Genomic DNA, 13509 nt, shown 5'->3' with positions numbered 1-13509 from the left:
GTAAACTAATAATAATTAAACAATCGATGTTTAATTATAAAAAAGGTTTACTAACTTTTTTATAATGCTATAATGTTTATATAAGCATATACGCATAAAAGAATATGAGGTGTCTTATGGAAAATTTATCTGCCTTATTTAAATTACTATCTGATGAAACAAGATTAAGAATATTACTTGCATTAAAAGCCAAATCGTTTTGTGTGTGTGAGTTGGTAGAACTGTTAAACGAATCCCAACCTAAAATCTCAAAACATTTGTCTAAGTTAAAAGACTTAGGCTATGTTCAAAGTGAAAGAAAAGATCAATTTATTTACTATTCACATGTTTTAAATGACACAACACTTCATAAAATTATCAACCTATTAGAAATGGATTTGTTAAGCTATCCTGTTTTAAACGAAGATCGAAAACGTATTGATTTGATTAATCAAAGACCATTTTCTTGTACCCTTAAAGATGAAGGAAGTGATAATTGATGCAAATAATACTGGATATAATATTAGATGGGTTAATAGCTTTAAAAGATTATTTTATACTTAAACGCCTCATTTCTTTAACCATTGCTTTTAGTTTATCAGGCGCGATTGTTGCTTTTATGTCTCAAGGAGCAATCATTAAGTATTTTGGACCAAAAACCCATAAAGGGATGGCTTATGTTATCGCTGCAGTCTCGGGCGCAATATTAACAGTGTGTTCATGTTCTGTCTTACCAATGTTTGCAAGTATCCGTAAAAAGGGGGCTGGACTTGGGCCGGCCATTACATTTTTATTTTCAGGCCCTGCCATTAATATATTAGCCATTACGATGACATTTACATTAATTGGGTTTGATATTGGATTAAGCCGTATTATTGGAGCCATTATTTTATCAATTATTATCGGGTTGATCATGTTTGTTTTATATAGAAAAAGTGAAGTTGTTTCAGCGGATGAAAAAGTGTTTGATCAAAAAGATGCTTCATCTAGAAGCTTTATTCAAAACAGCGTCTTTTTCATTACATTATTACTTGTCTTAATATTTTGGTATATTCACTGGATTCCGACCTTAATCGTTGTGGGCTTACTTATTATTCAAATGGTTTTATTCTTTGAAAAAGATGAACTACTTAATTGGGGAAAAGAAACCTTTTTACTCGCTAAAAAAATTATTCCATTATTTATCATTGGGATATTTCTAGCTGGGGTTATTGGCAGTTTATTAAATGAAGATTTCGTTGTAAGTTTAGTGGGCAATAATACGTATCAAGCAAATTTACTTGCAGGAACGTTTGGGGCATTCATGTATTTTGCGACATTAACTGAAGTACCAATTGTCAATATGTTTATCCATACGCTTGGTATGCACAAGGGTCCAGCAGTAGCCTTGCTGCTTGCAGGACCATCGCTTAGTTTACCAAACATGATTGTTATATCGAAAGTACTAGGACTTAAAAAAGCATCGACGTTTTTTATATTAGTTATTACACTTTCTGCGGTGGTCGGACTAATCGCAGGAATGATTATAGGAGGTTAAAATAATGGAAATTAAAGTATTAGGCAAAGGCTGTAAGAAATGTGGGTTACTTGAAAAACATACCAAAGAAGCATTAGAGATTTTAGGGATTGATGCAACAATTGAAAAAGTAACAGACATTAATGCTATTGCAGATTACGGTGTTTTAGCAACCCCAGCACTAGTAGTAGATGGTGAAGTTAAGTTAGTAGGTAAAATATTACCTCCTAAACGTATTGCAGAACTGTTAAAATAAAAAAATTGACAAATTGTCAATTTTTTTATGCATTAATAGGCTATAATAAACTAAGCAAAGATATGAGGGTTAACTATGAGTAAAGCAATAAACATTACATTATATTTTTTAGGATTTTTAATTATTGGGTTAGGCGTCATTTTAGTCATCAAAAGCAACTTCGGTGCTGGCCCTTGGGATACAACAACCTATAATCTTAGTCATCTACTAGGAATAACTATAGGGACTGCAAGTGCACTTATAAATGGGACTATTTTAGCTGTAGTAATTATATATAATAAAAAGTTAAAGTATTTTTTTATTTTAGTGCCAATTTTTAGTGTTGCGATAAGTATTGATTTTTGGGATCTTATTGTTTTTGATAATTTTATCGTGATTAATATTTTTTATAGAACCCTATTATTCATTATCGGTGTTTTTGTTTTAACATTTGGTTTAGCTTTAGTCTATGTCACGAGATATCCGGCGATGATTTTTGAAGAGTTCACGTTTGTTCTGATGAAATTACTAAGAATTAACAGTTTTTTAGTAACAAGAATCATTATTGAAAGTTTAGCCATTACATTAGCGATTATATTTGGGTTTATGGCATCAATTGGGTTTGGCCAAGTAAATTATGGCAGTGTATTATTAGCGATTACAATTGGGCCAATTATTGCATTTCAAATAAAATGGTTATCAAAAATAAGAAGTCATTTCGAATCTGATCCTAATACATTAAATTAAATCAATTTCTTGTCTAAAAACAGGTAGTTTTTCTTGACTTTAAAGGTTTTAAAGTGATATAATTCTACTCGTCTCATAGGAGGCTTAGCTCAGTGGGAGAGCACTTGCTTGACGTGCAAGGGGTCGTGGGTTCAAATCCCTCAGTCTCCACCACGCGAACGTGGCGGAATTGGTATACGCGCATGGTTGAGGGCCATGTGAGCACAGCTCGTGGGGGTTCAAGTCCCCCCGTTCGCACCATCATAATCATACCGAGTTTATTTATCACGCCTAAAGCCTATTATATGGCTTTGTTGAGCGGTTTAATGATAGATAAACTTTTTTATTTTAAGAAATAAATGCTTATTTTCAAGAGATTTAAAGGTGTATTTTCACTGATTTTTGTATCATTTTCAGTGAAGCGCACCTTTTTTTGTTATTTTAGTACCGGGGGGATTTGATGGTTTTTAGGGTAGTTTTTTAGGGGGATTTGAACTTTAAACAATCACTATACGATGCTTGAGTTTGTGTTTTGTTTTTCGTATAAAGTATTCAACATTTCCTGAGAATATTACTTCATTTTTTTTGGATTCTGTATCAGCAAAACGTATCTTAAAATCAATGGTTTTATTCTCATGAATGACAATGTCATTAAATATTAAGTTATAATCAACTTCGTTTACATTTTCTACAAAGGCTGGTAGCTCAGATATAACATTCTTTAGGATTTTCACTTTGTTTTTTACATTTAGCGTAGTAATTAGTGAGTTTTCGATTTCGATTACTGTCTTGTTCATTAGATTGATTTGATCTCGCAGTTCTTCTAAAATTTTATTGTCATATTCATCATTGGAATCAACATAGTGATTTGATTTGCTTTTTAAGGCCATCATTTTGCCCTGTGTTTCGGTTAGTTTCTCTTTTGCTTCTATGACCAATGGATGCTTATTAAAAGCGAGCTCGAGGGCTTTTATAAAGCCATTTTTGTTCTTAAGAATTAAGTTAATCTGATTCATTAAAACCTCATCAAATGTGTCACAAAATATATCGTTATTGACACATGTTTTCTTTCCTTTATTTGAAGCACATTTAAGGATTCTTTTTTCATAAGGAGTCCCTATATTGTTACGTTTAAATCGGTATGTCTTACCGCAAGTTCCACATGTTATTAAGCCGGCATACTCTGACCTGACATTAAACTTTTCTTTAAGTTCATCCTCGTTGGTGCATGAATGGTATTTTTCAATTCTTTTTAACCGTATCTTTTCTGCCTCTTTGAACTGCTCAATGGGAATGATTGCTTGATGAGAGTTTTGAACATAGTACATAGGTAAATCATGCGTTTTAGTAATTAAGTTCTTATTTCTAAAATCAGGCCTTAATGTTTTTTGAAGCAATGCATTTCCTGTATATTTCTCGTTTTTAAGTATTCCAAGAACAGCAGTAGAGTCCCAAACTTTTTTACTAAACTTAGTCTTAATACCCTCATGATTTAATTGGTCGCATATTTCTGCAACAGGTGTTCCTGTCGTATAAGCATTAAAAATATGTTTAACTATCTTTGCTTCATTTTCATTAATAATTAGTGAACCATCATCAGCATTGTCATAGCCTAAGATTCGTTTACTTACAGCGTAAAACTTTCCTTCGGCAAACCTTGAACGAACATTCCATTTAACATTTTCACTGGTATTTTTAGATTCTTCCTCAGCCATACTCGCAAGTAGTGAGATAACAAACTCAATTTTTGGATCAAACGATGATATGTTGTCTGTTTCAAAATAGACCTCTACATTATGACGTTTAAGCTCTTGAACAACACGTAGACAATCAACGACGTTTCTTGCGAAGCGCGATATGGATTTAGTAATGATTAAATCGATGAACCCTGAGGTTGCAAGTTGAATCATTAATCGAAAGTTATCACGGTAAGTTATGTTCGTTCCACTTTTGCCTTCGTCCGCATAAACACCTATGAAGTTCCAGTTTTCATTCGCAGTAATCAGTTCAGTGTAGGTTTTAACTTGATACTCATAGGATGTATATTGTAAATCCTTAGTTGTTGATACCCTTGCATAGGCACAAACATTACGCTTCTTTTTTTGTTTTTCATAGTGCTCAATTTCAAATATCTCTCTAACTTGCATGTGCTTGGCCTCCTAATTCTATGACTTTATAGTTGATGTATGCTTGGCGAGTTTTAGAGTAAACTTGACCGTCATATAAATGTTCGGTGATTTTCAAGCTAGATAAATTTGTTTCGATATATTTTTTCGCTATTTTTTGTGGACTCATAATAAAGATGACTTCATTTTGACTTAGTGCAATAATTGCTTTATAAGCAGTTGTGAGTATTGTTTTGTTAAGTGGCATTTCATTTTCTAAAAATTCTTTTATTTGCATGAGTCTATCTTGTTCTAGGTGTGTTTCAGCAAACTGGTTCTGCATGGTTTCAAGCGTTGCTTTTTCTTGTAATAGAAGTTCTTTTTTTCTTTGATATATCTCTTTGTAAAAATCAGCGTTACCATCTGTGATGTTGGCAACATTCATTTCAATAAGCGCTCTAATCTCATCTTCTATGCCAGCAATCTTAGCTTGGACTTTCATAATATCTTCATGTAAATGCTTCATGCTGAAGTTTGATTGAAGTAACGCTAACGTTTCATCAATTAAAGAAGAATCTTCCATGTTAAGTTCTTTAATAGACTTTTTAGCTGCTAACTCCAAATGAGTGTTATCAATTGGCTTGTTTGCACATTCGATTTTTTCCTTGATGGTATTTTTGCAACTCAGAACAACTCTTTGGTTGGGTTTGTTATAGTTGAAGTAGTGTCGATGCATCACGCGTCCACAACAGCCACAATAGACGATACCACTTAATGGATAATGGTTGCCAAACGTAGAAGAGGACTTTTTCTTTCCACGTTTTTTCTTTAGTTCTTGAACAAGCTCGAATGCTTCTCTAGTTACAATGGGTTCATGATTATTCATAATATGATATTTCGGTGCTATACCATTGTTTTTAACAGATTTGTGCGTGAGATAATCGACGGTGACATTTTTTTGCAATATGGCATCGCCGCAGTATTTTTCATTGGTTAGTATCGACTGTATACTTGCGACAGTCCATTTGACGAGCCCACGCCCATTTTTAAAGTTGTTTTTCATGAGGAAGTGCACAATTTCTCTTTGCGATGATCCAGCTAAATACATATCGTAAATCGTACGCACTGTTTTGGCTTCTTCATGGTTAATAGTGATTTTTCCATTTTTATCCTTATCAAATCCAAGAAAGGTTTTTGTGTTCACATGAACAATACCTTCTTTGAATCGTTGTTGATAACCCCATTTGATATTTTCGCTTATGTTACGTGATTCTTCCTGGGCAATTGATGAGAAAACAGATAACATGAAGTCAATTTTAGTATCAGAAGAAGCAATGTTTTCTTTTTCAAAATAAACCTCTACACCTAAACTTCTAAGTTCTCTTACCGTAGAAATACAGTCAATGGTGTTTCTGGCAAATCTTGATATTGATTTTGTTAGAATTAAATCAATTTTTCCTTCTTTAGCATCTTGAATCATTTGCATGAACTGCGGTCTTTTCTTGATACTTGTTCCTGATATGCCTTCGTCTGCATACATGCCTTGGAAGATCCATTCTTCATTATCGTTGATTTTTTTAGTGTATTCATTAATTTGAGCCTTATAACTATTTAGTTGATCTTCAAAATCAGTAGAAACCCTAGCATAAGCACATACACGTTTTTTTGATTGATATTTTGAACCGTGTGAACCACGTGAAGAGTTATGTGATTTTGGCTCAATAACAATTACTTTTTTATTTTGCATTTCATTTCCTCCTATTCAGCTTAGCACCATATATCACTTAAAAAGCAATAAATAGCAAGCCAAAACCAAGCATTTATTTATGCAAGTGCAGTTCGTATGTTATATTTTGTCAATAATGCGCTAAGTGCACTTAGCCATTCATCACTATCAATGAGGTTGTTTTTATAAAGTGCATCAAGTATAGTTTTTTGTTTTTCAAATTTTAGTTCGTCTTTATTCATACATAACCTTTCTTTAAGCAAAAGAAAAAAGGGGCTGCCCAAGAGCAACCCCTTTTAACGCTGAAAGGATAAAAGGATGTGGGGATATTAAATGTCTGCCTACAAAACCGATATCTAACCTACCGATAGTAGTATATCAAAAGCATAATCGAAGCGATACCGGCATAAAGCACGAATTAAAAAAAGTATGGAATTTCCATGCGTTTATCCATTGTGGCCATTAAAACGCCTTTGAATAAAATGTATTCAGCTTTTGCTTTGGTGAAAAAGTAGGGTTCATTATCTATATAGAAATAACCATTCCCTTTTGAATCGTAATATACCTTTGAAATGTAAAACTTACCTTGATATTCAAAGAGCATGGCTTGCCCTTTTTGATTGGTGTTCGTTTTCCAGAAGTATTTAAATGTTAAATCATCTTCTTTAACCACGATAACATCATCCAAGATAGTGGATATCTCTATCGGTGTTGTTTCTTGGTAAGCAACATGATCTTTTTTAAATGCCATAAAAGATAGAGATAATTCTTTTTTGAGTGAGTAAGGGTTATCGACAATTTCATCAATCGTTACGTTGTAATAACCAGACAACGTTATTAAATCATGAATATTTATTTCGCGGTTTCCGGTTTCATAATTAGTGTAACCTTGTCTAGACTTTCCGATAATTTTAGCAACATCTTCAGTTGACAACTTATGTTGTTTTCTGAGTTTTTTCAAATTAACACCAATAAATAACTTGTTGTGATTTTCATTTTGGGTAGGTTTTTCCATGTTTTAGCACTCTCTTTCGCTGAAATTCTAATTAAAGTATACGCAACAGCTAGTTGCAAGTCAATAAAAAAATGCAACGTTATGGCAGTAAAAACGCTTATTTGAGTATAGAAAACAGATGAAATATTAAACGATTTGTTGCTATTTGAAAAAAGTATATCCAAGTTATTTATTAGAAATTAATTACATTATATAATCTAATCACCGTCGAAAATTACATAAGGAGGATAGGTTTGAGTCAGAGCAAATCATTAAATAGTAATCAAGGTAGTTTTTTTCTTAAAAACCGTGAGTATTTAATAAAAAGACGCGAATCATTAGGTTATTCAAGAACCTTTGTTGCTGACGCGCTAGATATGTCGCTGGATTACTATTATCAAATTGAGAATGGACAACGTGGGAAAAGGATGAGTGTGGAGATGCTCGCAAGAATTGCAAAAGTACTTAAATATGAGCGAGCTCGCCTACTAGAGAATGAGGTAGATTACCTCATTCAATGCAACTTAATAAGTCTTAACTAAAACACAAATTGGATTACACATCGCTTAAAGAGAAAGTGGATGCCTACTTAGAATATGCAGATATTAAATCGATATCAAGAGCTAACTACAGAAGGATATTATATAAGTTCGCTGATTACATTAACGATTTACCTAACCTACCAACTAGGAAAGACGTTATAAATTATCGCGAAAGTCTTATTAATAGAGGGCTAAAATCTACAACCGTACAAAATACAATTGTGTGTATCCGAAATTTCTATCGATGGTTTTACGCGAACGGTTATGGACCTGATATAGCCGTAAATGTAAAGGGAATGAAGATTGATGCAAGTACATTTAGAAAAGAAGCATTATCGAGTGATAATTCTAAGCGATTAGTCGAGGCAACTCGAGCAGAGTCAGAAGTCAATATTTTTAAGTTAAGAAATTATGCAGTGATTTACTTACTTATTACAACAGGATTAAGAACGATAGAGATAGAACGAGCCGATGTTCAAGATATTGTTATGTTAAATGACACTTACGTATTGTATATAAGGGGAAAGGGACATGATGATAAAGACTCCTATGTGAAGTTGGGGACAGAAGTTTATGAAGTAATCCAACAATATTTAATTGCTCGTTCTGACGAATACAAGCCACTTTTCATTAATCATAGAAGGGATCGTGGCCAACGAATGAAGGCGGATAATATTAGTGTAATTGTGAAGGAAGAATTAAGAAAGATCGGCATAGATCATTCCAATTTCACAGCACATAGTTTGCGCCACACAGCTGCAACTTTATCGTTTGAATTAGGAGCTAACATCGAAGATACGCAGCACTTGCTTAGGCATACGTCTCCAACAGTGACACAGCGCTATTTGAACTCAATTAATAAGAAGAAAAAGAACTTTGAACAATTGATTTCGACGCTCTTATCTGGTAAAGACTAAAAATTCACATTAGACATGAGAGGATAAGAAATGATTAAGGAATTTGTGAATGCTCAGTATGGTGTTATTAAAACAACGTTAATAGAAGAAAAGCCCTATTTTTGCTTAAAAGACTTAGGAAACATACTCGATATTAAAAATGTTAATGAAATTCGATCTAAGATTCCATCATCAGATATCAAAACCGTTAATGTTGATCCTACCAACGCAAGAAAAGGTCAACTATTTATAAGTGCTGAACACTTAAGTAAATGTCTGTTCAGTTCAAAAAAACCAGAAGCAGAACTGATTAACGATTGGATCTATAGAAGCATATTACCAGAATTGTTAAAGTATGGTGAATATGCCATTGATGATTTTAAAGATCCAGATGTCGTTATCAAGTTTCTAGATGAGTATCAGGATTTAAAAATTAGAAACAACGTACTTGAAACTAACCGAAGACTCGATCAAAAGAAAATTGACTATATAAATAGATTACTAGGAACAGCGAATTGCGTTGATTTTGAGTTAGTGCATTTGGTTATAAAGTACAAAGGGATTCAGCTTGTCGAACTATTTAGGATATTAAGGCTGAGACATGTTATTAACGAAGCCAATCACCCCTACCAAGAGTTTTGTGATAGAAAGTTTTTTAGAAAAATAGAATCACATACAACGTGTGGAGGTCAAACAATCGTATGTACAAGAACATTTGTATACAAAAGTGGAATAGCGTTTATCGAACGTATTATCAAAGAACACGAGGTAAAAGCTCGTGTTAAAGCAGAAGGAAAACTATTATACCATTAACGATCTTATTAAAATGTTAAACGTCTCGCGCTTCACATTACACAAATACATCAAGAAAAAAGAAATCAAAGCATTTAAAGTCGGTAATAGTTGGCGCGTAACAGAAACAGAGCTACAAAGATTTATTGAGAAAAAATCAAATATTCATTAGTAAACTGACACTGCATAAGAAATCATAAACACTATGAGTGATGCAGTGTCAGTATGCTTTATATGAGAGGACAAAAACATGCCACGTAAAAGAAACCAGGGATTAGAGTATTTCCCATTGGATGTGAATGTTTTTGAGGATCCGAAACTGGAGGCGTTGCACTATCGCTTTGGACCCATTGGCGTCATGGTGTATATCCATATCTTAGTACTTGTCTATAAGAATGGTTATTACATAGAAATGAGCCTAGATGAGCTAACATTAGCTATTCATCGAAGAATTGGACCCAAGTGGATTAAGTTTCAACGCGTTTACGATATGATTCTTGGATGCGCTAAGCAGAGCTTGATACATCAAGACCTTATGTTGCAGGGGGTTATCACTTCGAAATCAATCCAGGAACAGTTTATTATGTCTACCCAAAAGCGGCATAATATCGATACAGACAAGTATTGGTTGCTTGACCAGCAACTGAAACTAAAAAACGGGGTCCTTTTAAGCATGCCAAAAAATGAAGAAAAACCGCCTGAAATTGAAGAAAATCGCCCGAAAAACGATGATTTCACAAATTTAGGTACACAAAGTAAAAGTAAAAGTAAAAGAAAAAAAGATAAAGAAGATAAATTAGATAAAAGCGTTTATGGGGAACCCAAAACGCATTTTCTTACAAATCTTATTTTTAAAAACAATTTAGAAACAAATGAAGGCTTTATTTTAAAATACAATGAAATGCTAGAAGAAGTGATAGAGATGTTTGGTTACGATGCAGCACTTAGTGGAGTAAACTATCTTATAAAATATTTTAGACACACTCAAGAGCCAATTGATGATCCGTATAATTACATAAAGACATCACTTCACAAAAACCTTGAAGACTTAAAGAAACGAAACGAAAGGGGAAAGCTATCCATTGAAGACATGTTCAAAGACCTTATTCAAAAAATGGATTGATGATGTAAGAAGAGCATATAGACGCATTCCAGAAATTAAAGCGAAGATTGCGTATTTTGAGTCACAACTCGACGGATATCATGCAGTAACATACGATAGTATCGGAGTAAAAACATATGGAAACTCACAAGAAAGAAGTTTGTTATCAGCAATCTATAAAATTAGTTATTATGATGAAAAACTTAAAAAATTCCATACAATAACGTCAGAATACAAAAATTTAAGTGATAAATTAAAAAAAAATGAAAAAAATCTATTATTCTATCTTATAGAAACCAATATAAAATCATCTGAGATATGTGTAATTATAGGAATCTCAAAGTCTATGTATTATCAACATCTAAACAACATAATGAAAATTTTTAAGTTAAGTGTTATTCCAGTTTCAAAGAATTAAGTATTTCATAAACAATCTTAAATTCGTACACGACCTTTATCCGGCCTCTATCTTTTTAATAGAACATATTGTAGAATAAAATGTATACAATTGATTGGAGGAATTTAAATGGTGGAGAAGATTGCTAAAGAAAGACATAAATTAGAGTTAGGGTTTCAAGCACTAGCAGATAACTTAGGCGATGTTCCGATTGCATCAAACATACTAATGCCATATGGTTGGAGAAAAGCAAAAAAAGGAAGGACTGTTTGGAGAATCCTTGAAGAAATTATTAGTCAAAATTTAGAAAAAGATGCAAAGAAGTACGGATTTCATAAAGTTATTCCAGCTACATCTGAAGTAGGAGTATTTGACTTTATTGTTTATTTAGATGAAGAAACTAAATGTTATGTGAATATTAAGTCATCAGTAAAAGGTGGCAGAACTAACAAAGATGACATATCAAAGGCACCTAAACTAATTGAATATTACAAAAACCATGTTGAAAGTTTGTTTGTTGCAACTTTTATTATTGATTTTAAAAAAGATATGACAATTGATGTTGAGAGAGCAATCGTCATGCCAGTATCCTGGATCCCTGATGTATATGTTAATCCTAGTAATAACGGAAACTTACAATCATCTAAATATAAAAACCTAGATGTAGCTATAAAAAGAACTAATTCTGAGTTTTTACAACTTCTTGTACAAGAACTTATAATTGCTGATGAAAAACGTAAAAGGAAAAGAGATAAGGTGGAGTAAGCTTTGAAACTTACAGTTGAAGAAATAAGTATAAGAAAAGATAGAGTTAGTAAACTATTTGATGATTTGGTTAAAGTAATACCAAACATTCCAATTTTAACAATGAGTCATTTGCCGTTAGGACTAGGGAACATATCAACTGCAAAAGGCTTTTCATTCCTTTTAAAAGAGGTTATCATTCAAAATCTCGTTTTTTCTAAGGACAAACTGGAGATTTTCAAGTTGAATTATTCTAAGGATGCAAAACAACCATATGATTTAGAGATACAGTTTGAGGATCATGTAGATGTCTTTATTAAGCTGAAATTTGCAAATATATCTGGAAAACCAAATAAAGACGGAATTACTCGATCAAATAAGTTGATTAGATTTTTAAATGACAAAGAAAACTCATGTTTATTTGTGGTGACATTTCATTTAAAGTTTTTTGAATCGAACAGTATTAGTCTGAAAAATATTGTAGTTATGCCAATAGATTGGATTGCAGATATATATGTAACACCAAATAAAACTTCTTATATGCAATCCACATATTATAGGTTTAATGAAAAGGCTATTAAAAGATCTAGACATACATTCTTAATCGAGTTTGAAAAAGTGTTAAGTAAAAGAAACTAACAGGAGTGTCATTAATGAAAAATAATATATATATTGAACAAGTTTTAAGTTTAATCAATTCTTGTGACAATGATTTGATTGACCTCAGTATTGATAGGATAAAGGGAACTGCTCCAACTCAAGCATTTTCCGAATTTTTAACAAATAAAAATCAAGGGGACTGGGCAGAATTAACTTTTCAGAAAACCTTTAATGATACATTTAATGAATATGTCGCAGTTAGATATGGTTTAGATAATGATTCTGTAGCAGGAGATCCAGGATTCAAGGATTTTTATAATGGATACCAACAAGAACTGGATACTATAGGAAAAAAACCAGATCTTTTGATATTTAAAATAGAAGACTATCAGGAGTGTTGGGATTACAATATTAGTAATTTTGATGAAAATAAGCTAGAAAAAATCGTACCTAAAGCAGTGATGGGACTAGAAGTAAGGTCTAGTTCATTTTTATATAATATTTATGAAATAAAACAAGAACAAAAGCAACAACATTCATCGACTATTTTATTAGATATTAGAAAAAATATAATTGATAGATATGGAGATTTACTTAAAGAAAAAAATGAAGCAATTTATGATCAGTTAGTAAATTTTAGTTTAGATTCCATTTATGACTTAACCTTTCGAGCAGTATCATGGAAATCATCAAGAGATTTGGTTGAGTTATCAAGACTTATAAGGAAGTTTAAATCTGTTTTAACTGTAATAAAAAAACGAGATTATTTGAGTGTAACTCCTAAGGTTGAAGACTTAAAGGTTGTTTATAACTGGATTAATAGATATGGTGTTCCACATTACTATTGCCAGATTTTTTTTGATTGTGCATTTATTATTGGCTTTTTAGATATATTAGAGTTAATATCAAAGTACGGCAAAGAGAAAAATGAATATTACTCTATTGAAAGTGGTGATGCTAAGAATCAAAATAAAACAACAATTAAGATCAATACTAGGAAATGTCATAAGATTATTGATAATATAACAATGCCTAAACACACTAGTATGTATAAGAAGTTAGATAAAGGTAGACTTTTGTTTTATGTAACGTTTGAGCCAAGTAAAGGTGAAATAAACAAAGAACTTATGAAAGTTGTGATTGGAGATGAATAGT

17 protein-coding genes and 2 tRNA genes are annotated in these 13509 nt (G+C 32.3%); 15 read left to right on the top strand and 4 right to left on the bottom strand.

Features of this window, described 5'->3' with window-relative positions; genetic code table 11:
• Window positions 1-116 precede the first annotated feature (116 nt).
• The 6 genes from ACHAJD_RS00860 to ACHAJD_RS00835 all read left to right on the top strand — a co-directional run bounded on the left by ACHAJD_RS00860 (window position 117) and on the right by ACHAJD_RS00835 (window position 2717).
• Complete coding sequence (locus ACHAJD_RS00860; protein ID WP_435583953.1) at window positions 117-479, top strand: ArsR/SmtB family transcription factor; 363 nt, start codon at window positions 117-119, stop codon at window positions 477-479.
• Window positions 479-1516, top strand: a complete 1038-nt coding sequence (locus tag ACHAJD_RS00855; protein WP_435583952.1) for a permease — start codon at window positions 479-481, stop codon at window positions 1514-1516. Before ACHAJD_RS00860 ends, ACHAJD_RS00855 begins: the two co-directional genes overlap by 1 nt.
• 4 nt (window positions 1517-1520) lie before the next feature.
• Window positions 1521-1751, top strand: a complete 231-nt coding sequence (locus ACHAJD_RS00850) for a thioredoxin family protein (RefSeq protein WP_435583951.1) — start codon at window positions 1521-1523, stop codon at window positions 1749-1751.
• Window positions 1752-1826: 75 nt separating this feature from the next.
• Window positions 1827-2477: a YczE/YyaS/YitT family protein gene (locus ACHAJD_RS00845; protein WP_435583950.1), complete on the top strand. Its 651-nt coding sequence runs from the start codon at window positions 1827-1829 to the stop codon at window positions 2475-2477.
• Window positions 2478-2555: 78 nt separating this feature from the next.
• Window positions 2556-2630, top strand: a tRNA-Val gene (locus tag ACHAJD_RS00840).
• A 1-nt stretch (window position 2631) separates the two neighbouring features.
• A tRNA-Leu gene (locus tag ACHAJD_RS00835) sits at window positions 2632-2717 on the top strand.
• Window positions 2718-2953: 236 nt separating this feature from the next.
• Here the strand turns inward: ACHAJD_RS00835 and ACHAJD_RS00830 are convergent.
• The 4 genes from ACHAJD_RS00830 to ACHAJD_RS00815 all read right to left on the bottom strand — a co-directional run bounded on the left by ACHAJD_RS00830 (window position 2954) and on the right by ACHAJD_RS00815 (window position 7302).
• Entirely contained in the window at window positions 2954-4603 is a 1650-nt protein-coding gene (locus tag ACHAJD_RS00830) for a recombinase family protein (RefSeq protein WP_435583949.1), read from the bottom strand.
• Window positions 4593-6308, bottom strand: coding sequence for a recombinase family protein (locus ACHAJD_RS00825; protein WP_435583948.1), 1716 nt, complete (start codon window positions 6306-6308; stop codon window positions 4593-4595). Before ACHAJD_RS00825 ends, ACHAJD_RS00830 begins: the two co-directional genes overlap by 11 nt.
• A gap of 77 nt (window positions 6309-6385) precedes the next feature.
• The gene (locus ACHAJD_RS00820) at window positions 6386-6529 is read right to left on the bottom strand and encodes a hypothetical protein (RefSeq protein ID WP_435583947.1); all 144 of its coding nucleotides are present in this window, start codon (window positions 6527-6529) and stop codon (window positions 6386-6388) included.
• Window positions 6530-6705: 176 nt separating this feature from the next.
• A complete protein-coding gene (locus ACHAJD_RS00815; protein WP_435583946.1) occupies window positions 6706-7302 on the bottom strand; it encodes a helix-turn-helix transcriptional regulator in 597 nt (198 codons plus the stop codon).
• A 233-nt stretch (window positions 7303-7535) separates the two neighbouring features.
• Between ACHAJD_RS00815 and ACHAJD_RS00810 the strand changes: the two genes are divergently transcribed.
• The 9 genes from ACHAJD_RS00810 to ACHAJD_RS00770 all read left to right on the top strand — a co-directional run bounded on the left by ACHAJD_RS00810 (window position 7536) and on the right by ACHAJD_RS00770 (window position 13508).
• The gene (locus tag ACHAJD_RS00810) at window positions 7536-7823 is read left to right on the top strand and encodes a helix-turn-helix domain-containing protein (protein ID WP_435583945.1); all 288 of its coding nucleotides are present in this window, start codon (window positions 7536-7538) and stop codon (window positions 7821-7823) included.
• A 296-nt stretch (window positions 7824-8119) separates the two neighbouring features.
• Window positions 8120-8740: a tyrosine-type recombinase/integrase gene (locus ACHAJD_RS00805; RefSeq protein WP_435583944.1), complete on the top strand. Its 621-nt coding sequence runs from the start codon at window positions 8120-8122 to the stop codon at window positions 8738-8740.
• A gap of 30 nt (window positions 8741-8770) precedes the next feature.
• Entirely contained in the window at window positions 8771-9532 is a 762-nt protein-coding gene (locus ACHAJD_RS00800; RefSeq protein ID WP_435583943.1) for a BRO family protein, read from the top strand.
• A complete protein-coding gene (locus ACHAJD_RS00795) occupies window positions 9498-9683 on the top strand; it encodes a helix-turn-helix domain-containing protein (protein ID WP_435583942.1) in 186 nt (61 codons plus the stop codon). Before ACHAJD_RS00800 ends, ACHAJD_RS00795 begins: the two co-directional genes overlap by 35 nt.
• A gap of 78 nt (window positions 9684-9761) precedes the next feature.
• Window positions 9762-10634: a Lin1244/Lin1753 domain-containing protein gene (locus ACHAJD_RS00790; protein WP_435583941.1), complete on the top strand. Its 873-nt coding sequence runs from the start codon at window positions 9762-9764 to the stop codon at window positions 10632-10634.
• Complete coding sequence (locus ACHAJD_RS00785; protein ID WP_435583940.1) at window positions 10594-11031, top strand: hypothetical protein; 438 nt, start codon at window positions 10594-10596, stop codon at window positions 11029-11031. The genes ACHAJD_RS00790 and ACHAJD_RS00785 overlap by 41 nt, the downstream gene beginning before the upstream one ends.
• Before the next feature lie 108 nt (window positions 11032-11139).
• On the top strand, window positions 11140-11775 hold the full coding sequence (locus ACHAJD_RS00780) for a hypothetical protein (RefSeq protein ID WP_435583939.1): 636 nt from the start codon (window positions 11140-11142) through the stop codon (window positions 11773-11775).
• 3 nt (window positions 11776-11778) lie between these two features.
• Window positions 11779-12393: a hypothetical protein gene (locus ACHAJD_RS00775; protein ID WP_435583938.1), complete on the top strand. Its 615-nt coding sequence runs from the start codon at window positions 11779-11781 to the stop codon at window positions 12391-12393.
• A 14-nt stretch (window positions 12394-12407) separates the two neighbouring features.
• Window positions 12408-13508, top strand: coding sequence for an AccI family restriction endonuclease (locus ACHAJD_RS00770; protein ID WP_435583937.1), 1101 nt, complete (start codon window positions 12408-12410; stop codon window positions 13506-13508).
• The last annotated feature ends 1 nt before the right edge of the window (window position 13509 follow it).

It is taken from the genome of Liberiplasma polymorphum, assembly GCF_043951795.1.
In the GTDB taxonomy this organism is placed as follows: domain Bacteria; phylum Bacillota_I; class Bacilli_A; order Izemoplasmatales; family Izemoplasmataceae; genus Liberiplasma; species Liberiplasma polymorphum.
The sequence above is the reverse complement of the archived record's forward strand: the minus strand, read 5'-3'. Positions and strand labels throughout refer to the sequence as shown.

Bases quoted from the DNA above. Each gene is read 5' to 3' on its own strand.
- ACHAJD_RS00860 (WP_435583953.1), top strand. From the start codon at position 117: ATGGAAAATTTATCTGCCTTATTTAAATTACTATCTGATGAAACAAGA.
- ACHAJD_RS00855 (WP_435583952.1), top strand. From the start codon at position 479: ATGCAAATAATACTGGATATAATATTAGATGGGTTAATAGCTTTAAAA.
- ACHAJD_RS00850 (WP_435583951.1), top strand. From the start codon at position 1,521: ATGGAAATTAAAGTATTAGGCAAAGGCTGTAAGAAATGTGGGTTACTT.
- ACHAJD_RS00845 (WP_435583950.1), top strand. From the start codon at position 1,827: ATGAGTAAAGCAATAAACATTACATTATATTTTTTAGGATTTTTAATT.
- ACHAJD_RS00830 (WP_435583949.1), bottom strand. From the start codon at position 4,603: ATGCAAGTTAGAGAGATATTTGAAATTGAGCACTATGAAAAACAAAAA.
- ACHAJD_RS00825 (WP_435583948.1), bottom strand. From the start codon at position 6,308: ATGCAAAATAAAAAAGTAATTGTTATTGAGCCAAAATCACATAACTCT.
- ACHAJD_RS00820 (WP_435583947.1), bottom strand. From the start codon at position 6,529: ATGAATAAAGACGAACTAAAATTTGAAAAACAAAAAACTATACTTGAT.
- ACHAJD_RS00815 (WP_435583946.1), bottom strand. From the start codon at position 7,302: ATGGAAAAACCTACCCAAAATGAAAATCACAACAAGTTATTTATTGGT.
- ACHAJD_RS00805 (WP_435583944.1), top strand. From the start codon at position 8,120: ATGAAGATTGATGCAAGTACATTTAGAAAAGAAGCATTATCGAGTGAT.
- ACHAJD_RS00800 (WP_435583943.1), top strand. From the start codon at position 8,771: ATGATTAAGGAATTTGTGAATGCTCAGTATGGTGTTATTAAAACAACG.
- ACHAJD_RS00790 (WP_435583941.1), top strand. From the start codon at position 9,762: ATGCCACGTAAAAGAAACCAGGGATTAGAGTATTTCCCATTGGATGTG.
- ACHAJD_RS00780 (WP_435583939.1), top strand. From the start codon at position 11,140: ATGGTGGAGAAGATTGCTAAAGAAAGACATAAATTAGAGTTAGGGTTT.
- ACHAJD_RS00770 (WP_435583937.1), top strand. From the start codon at position 12,408: ATGAAAAATAATATATATATTGAACAAGTTTTAAGTTTAATCAATTCT.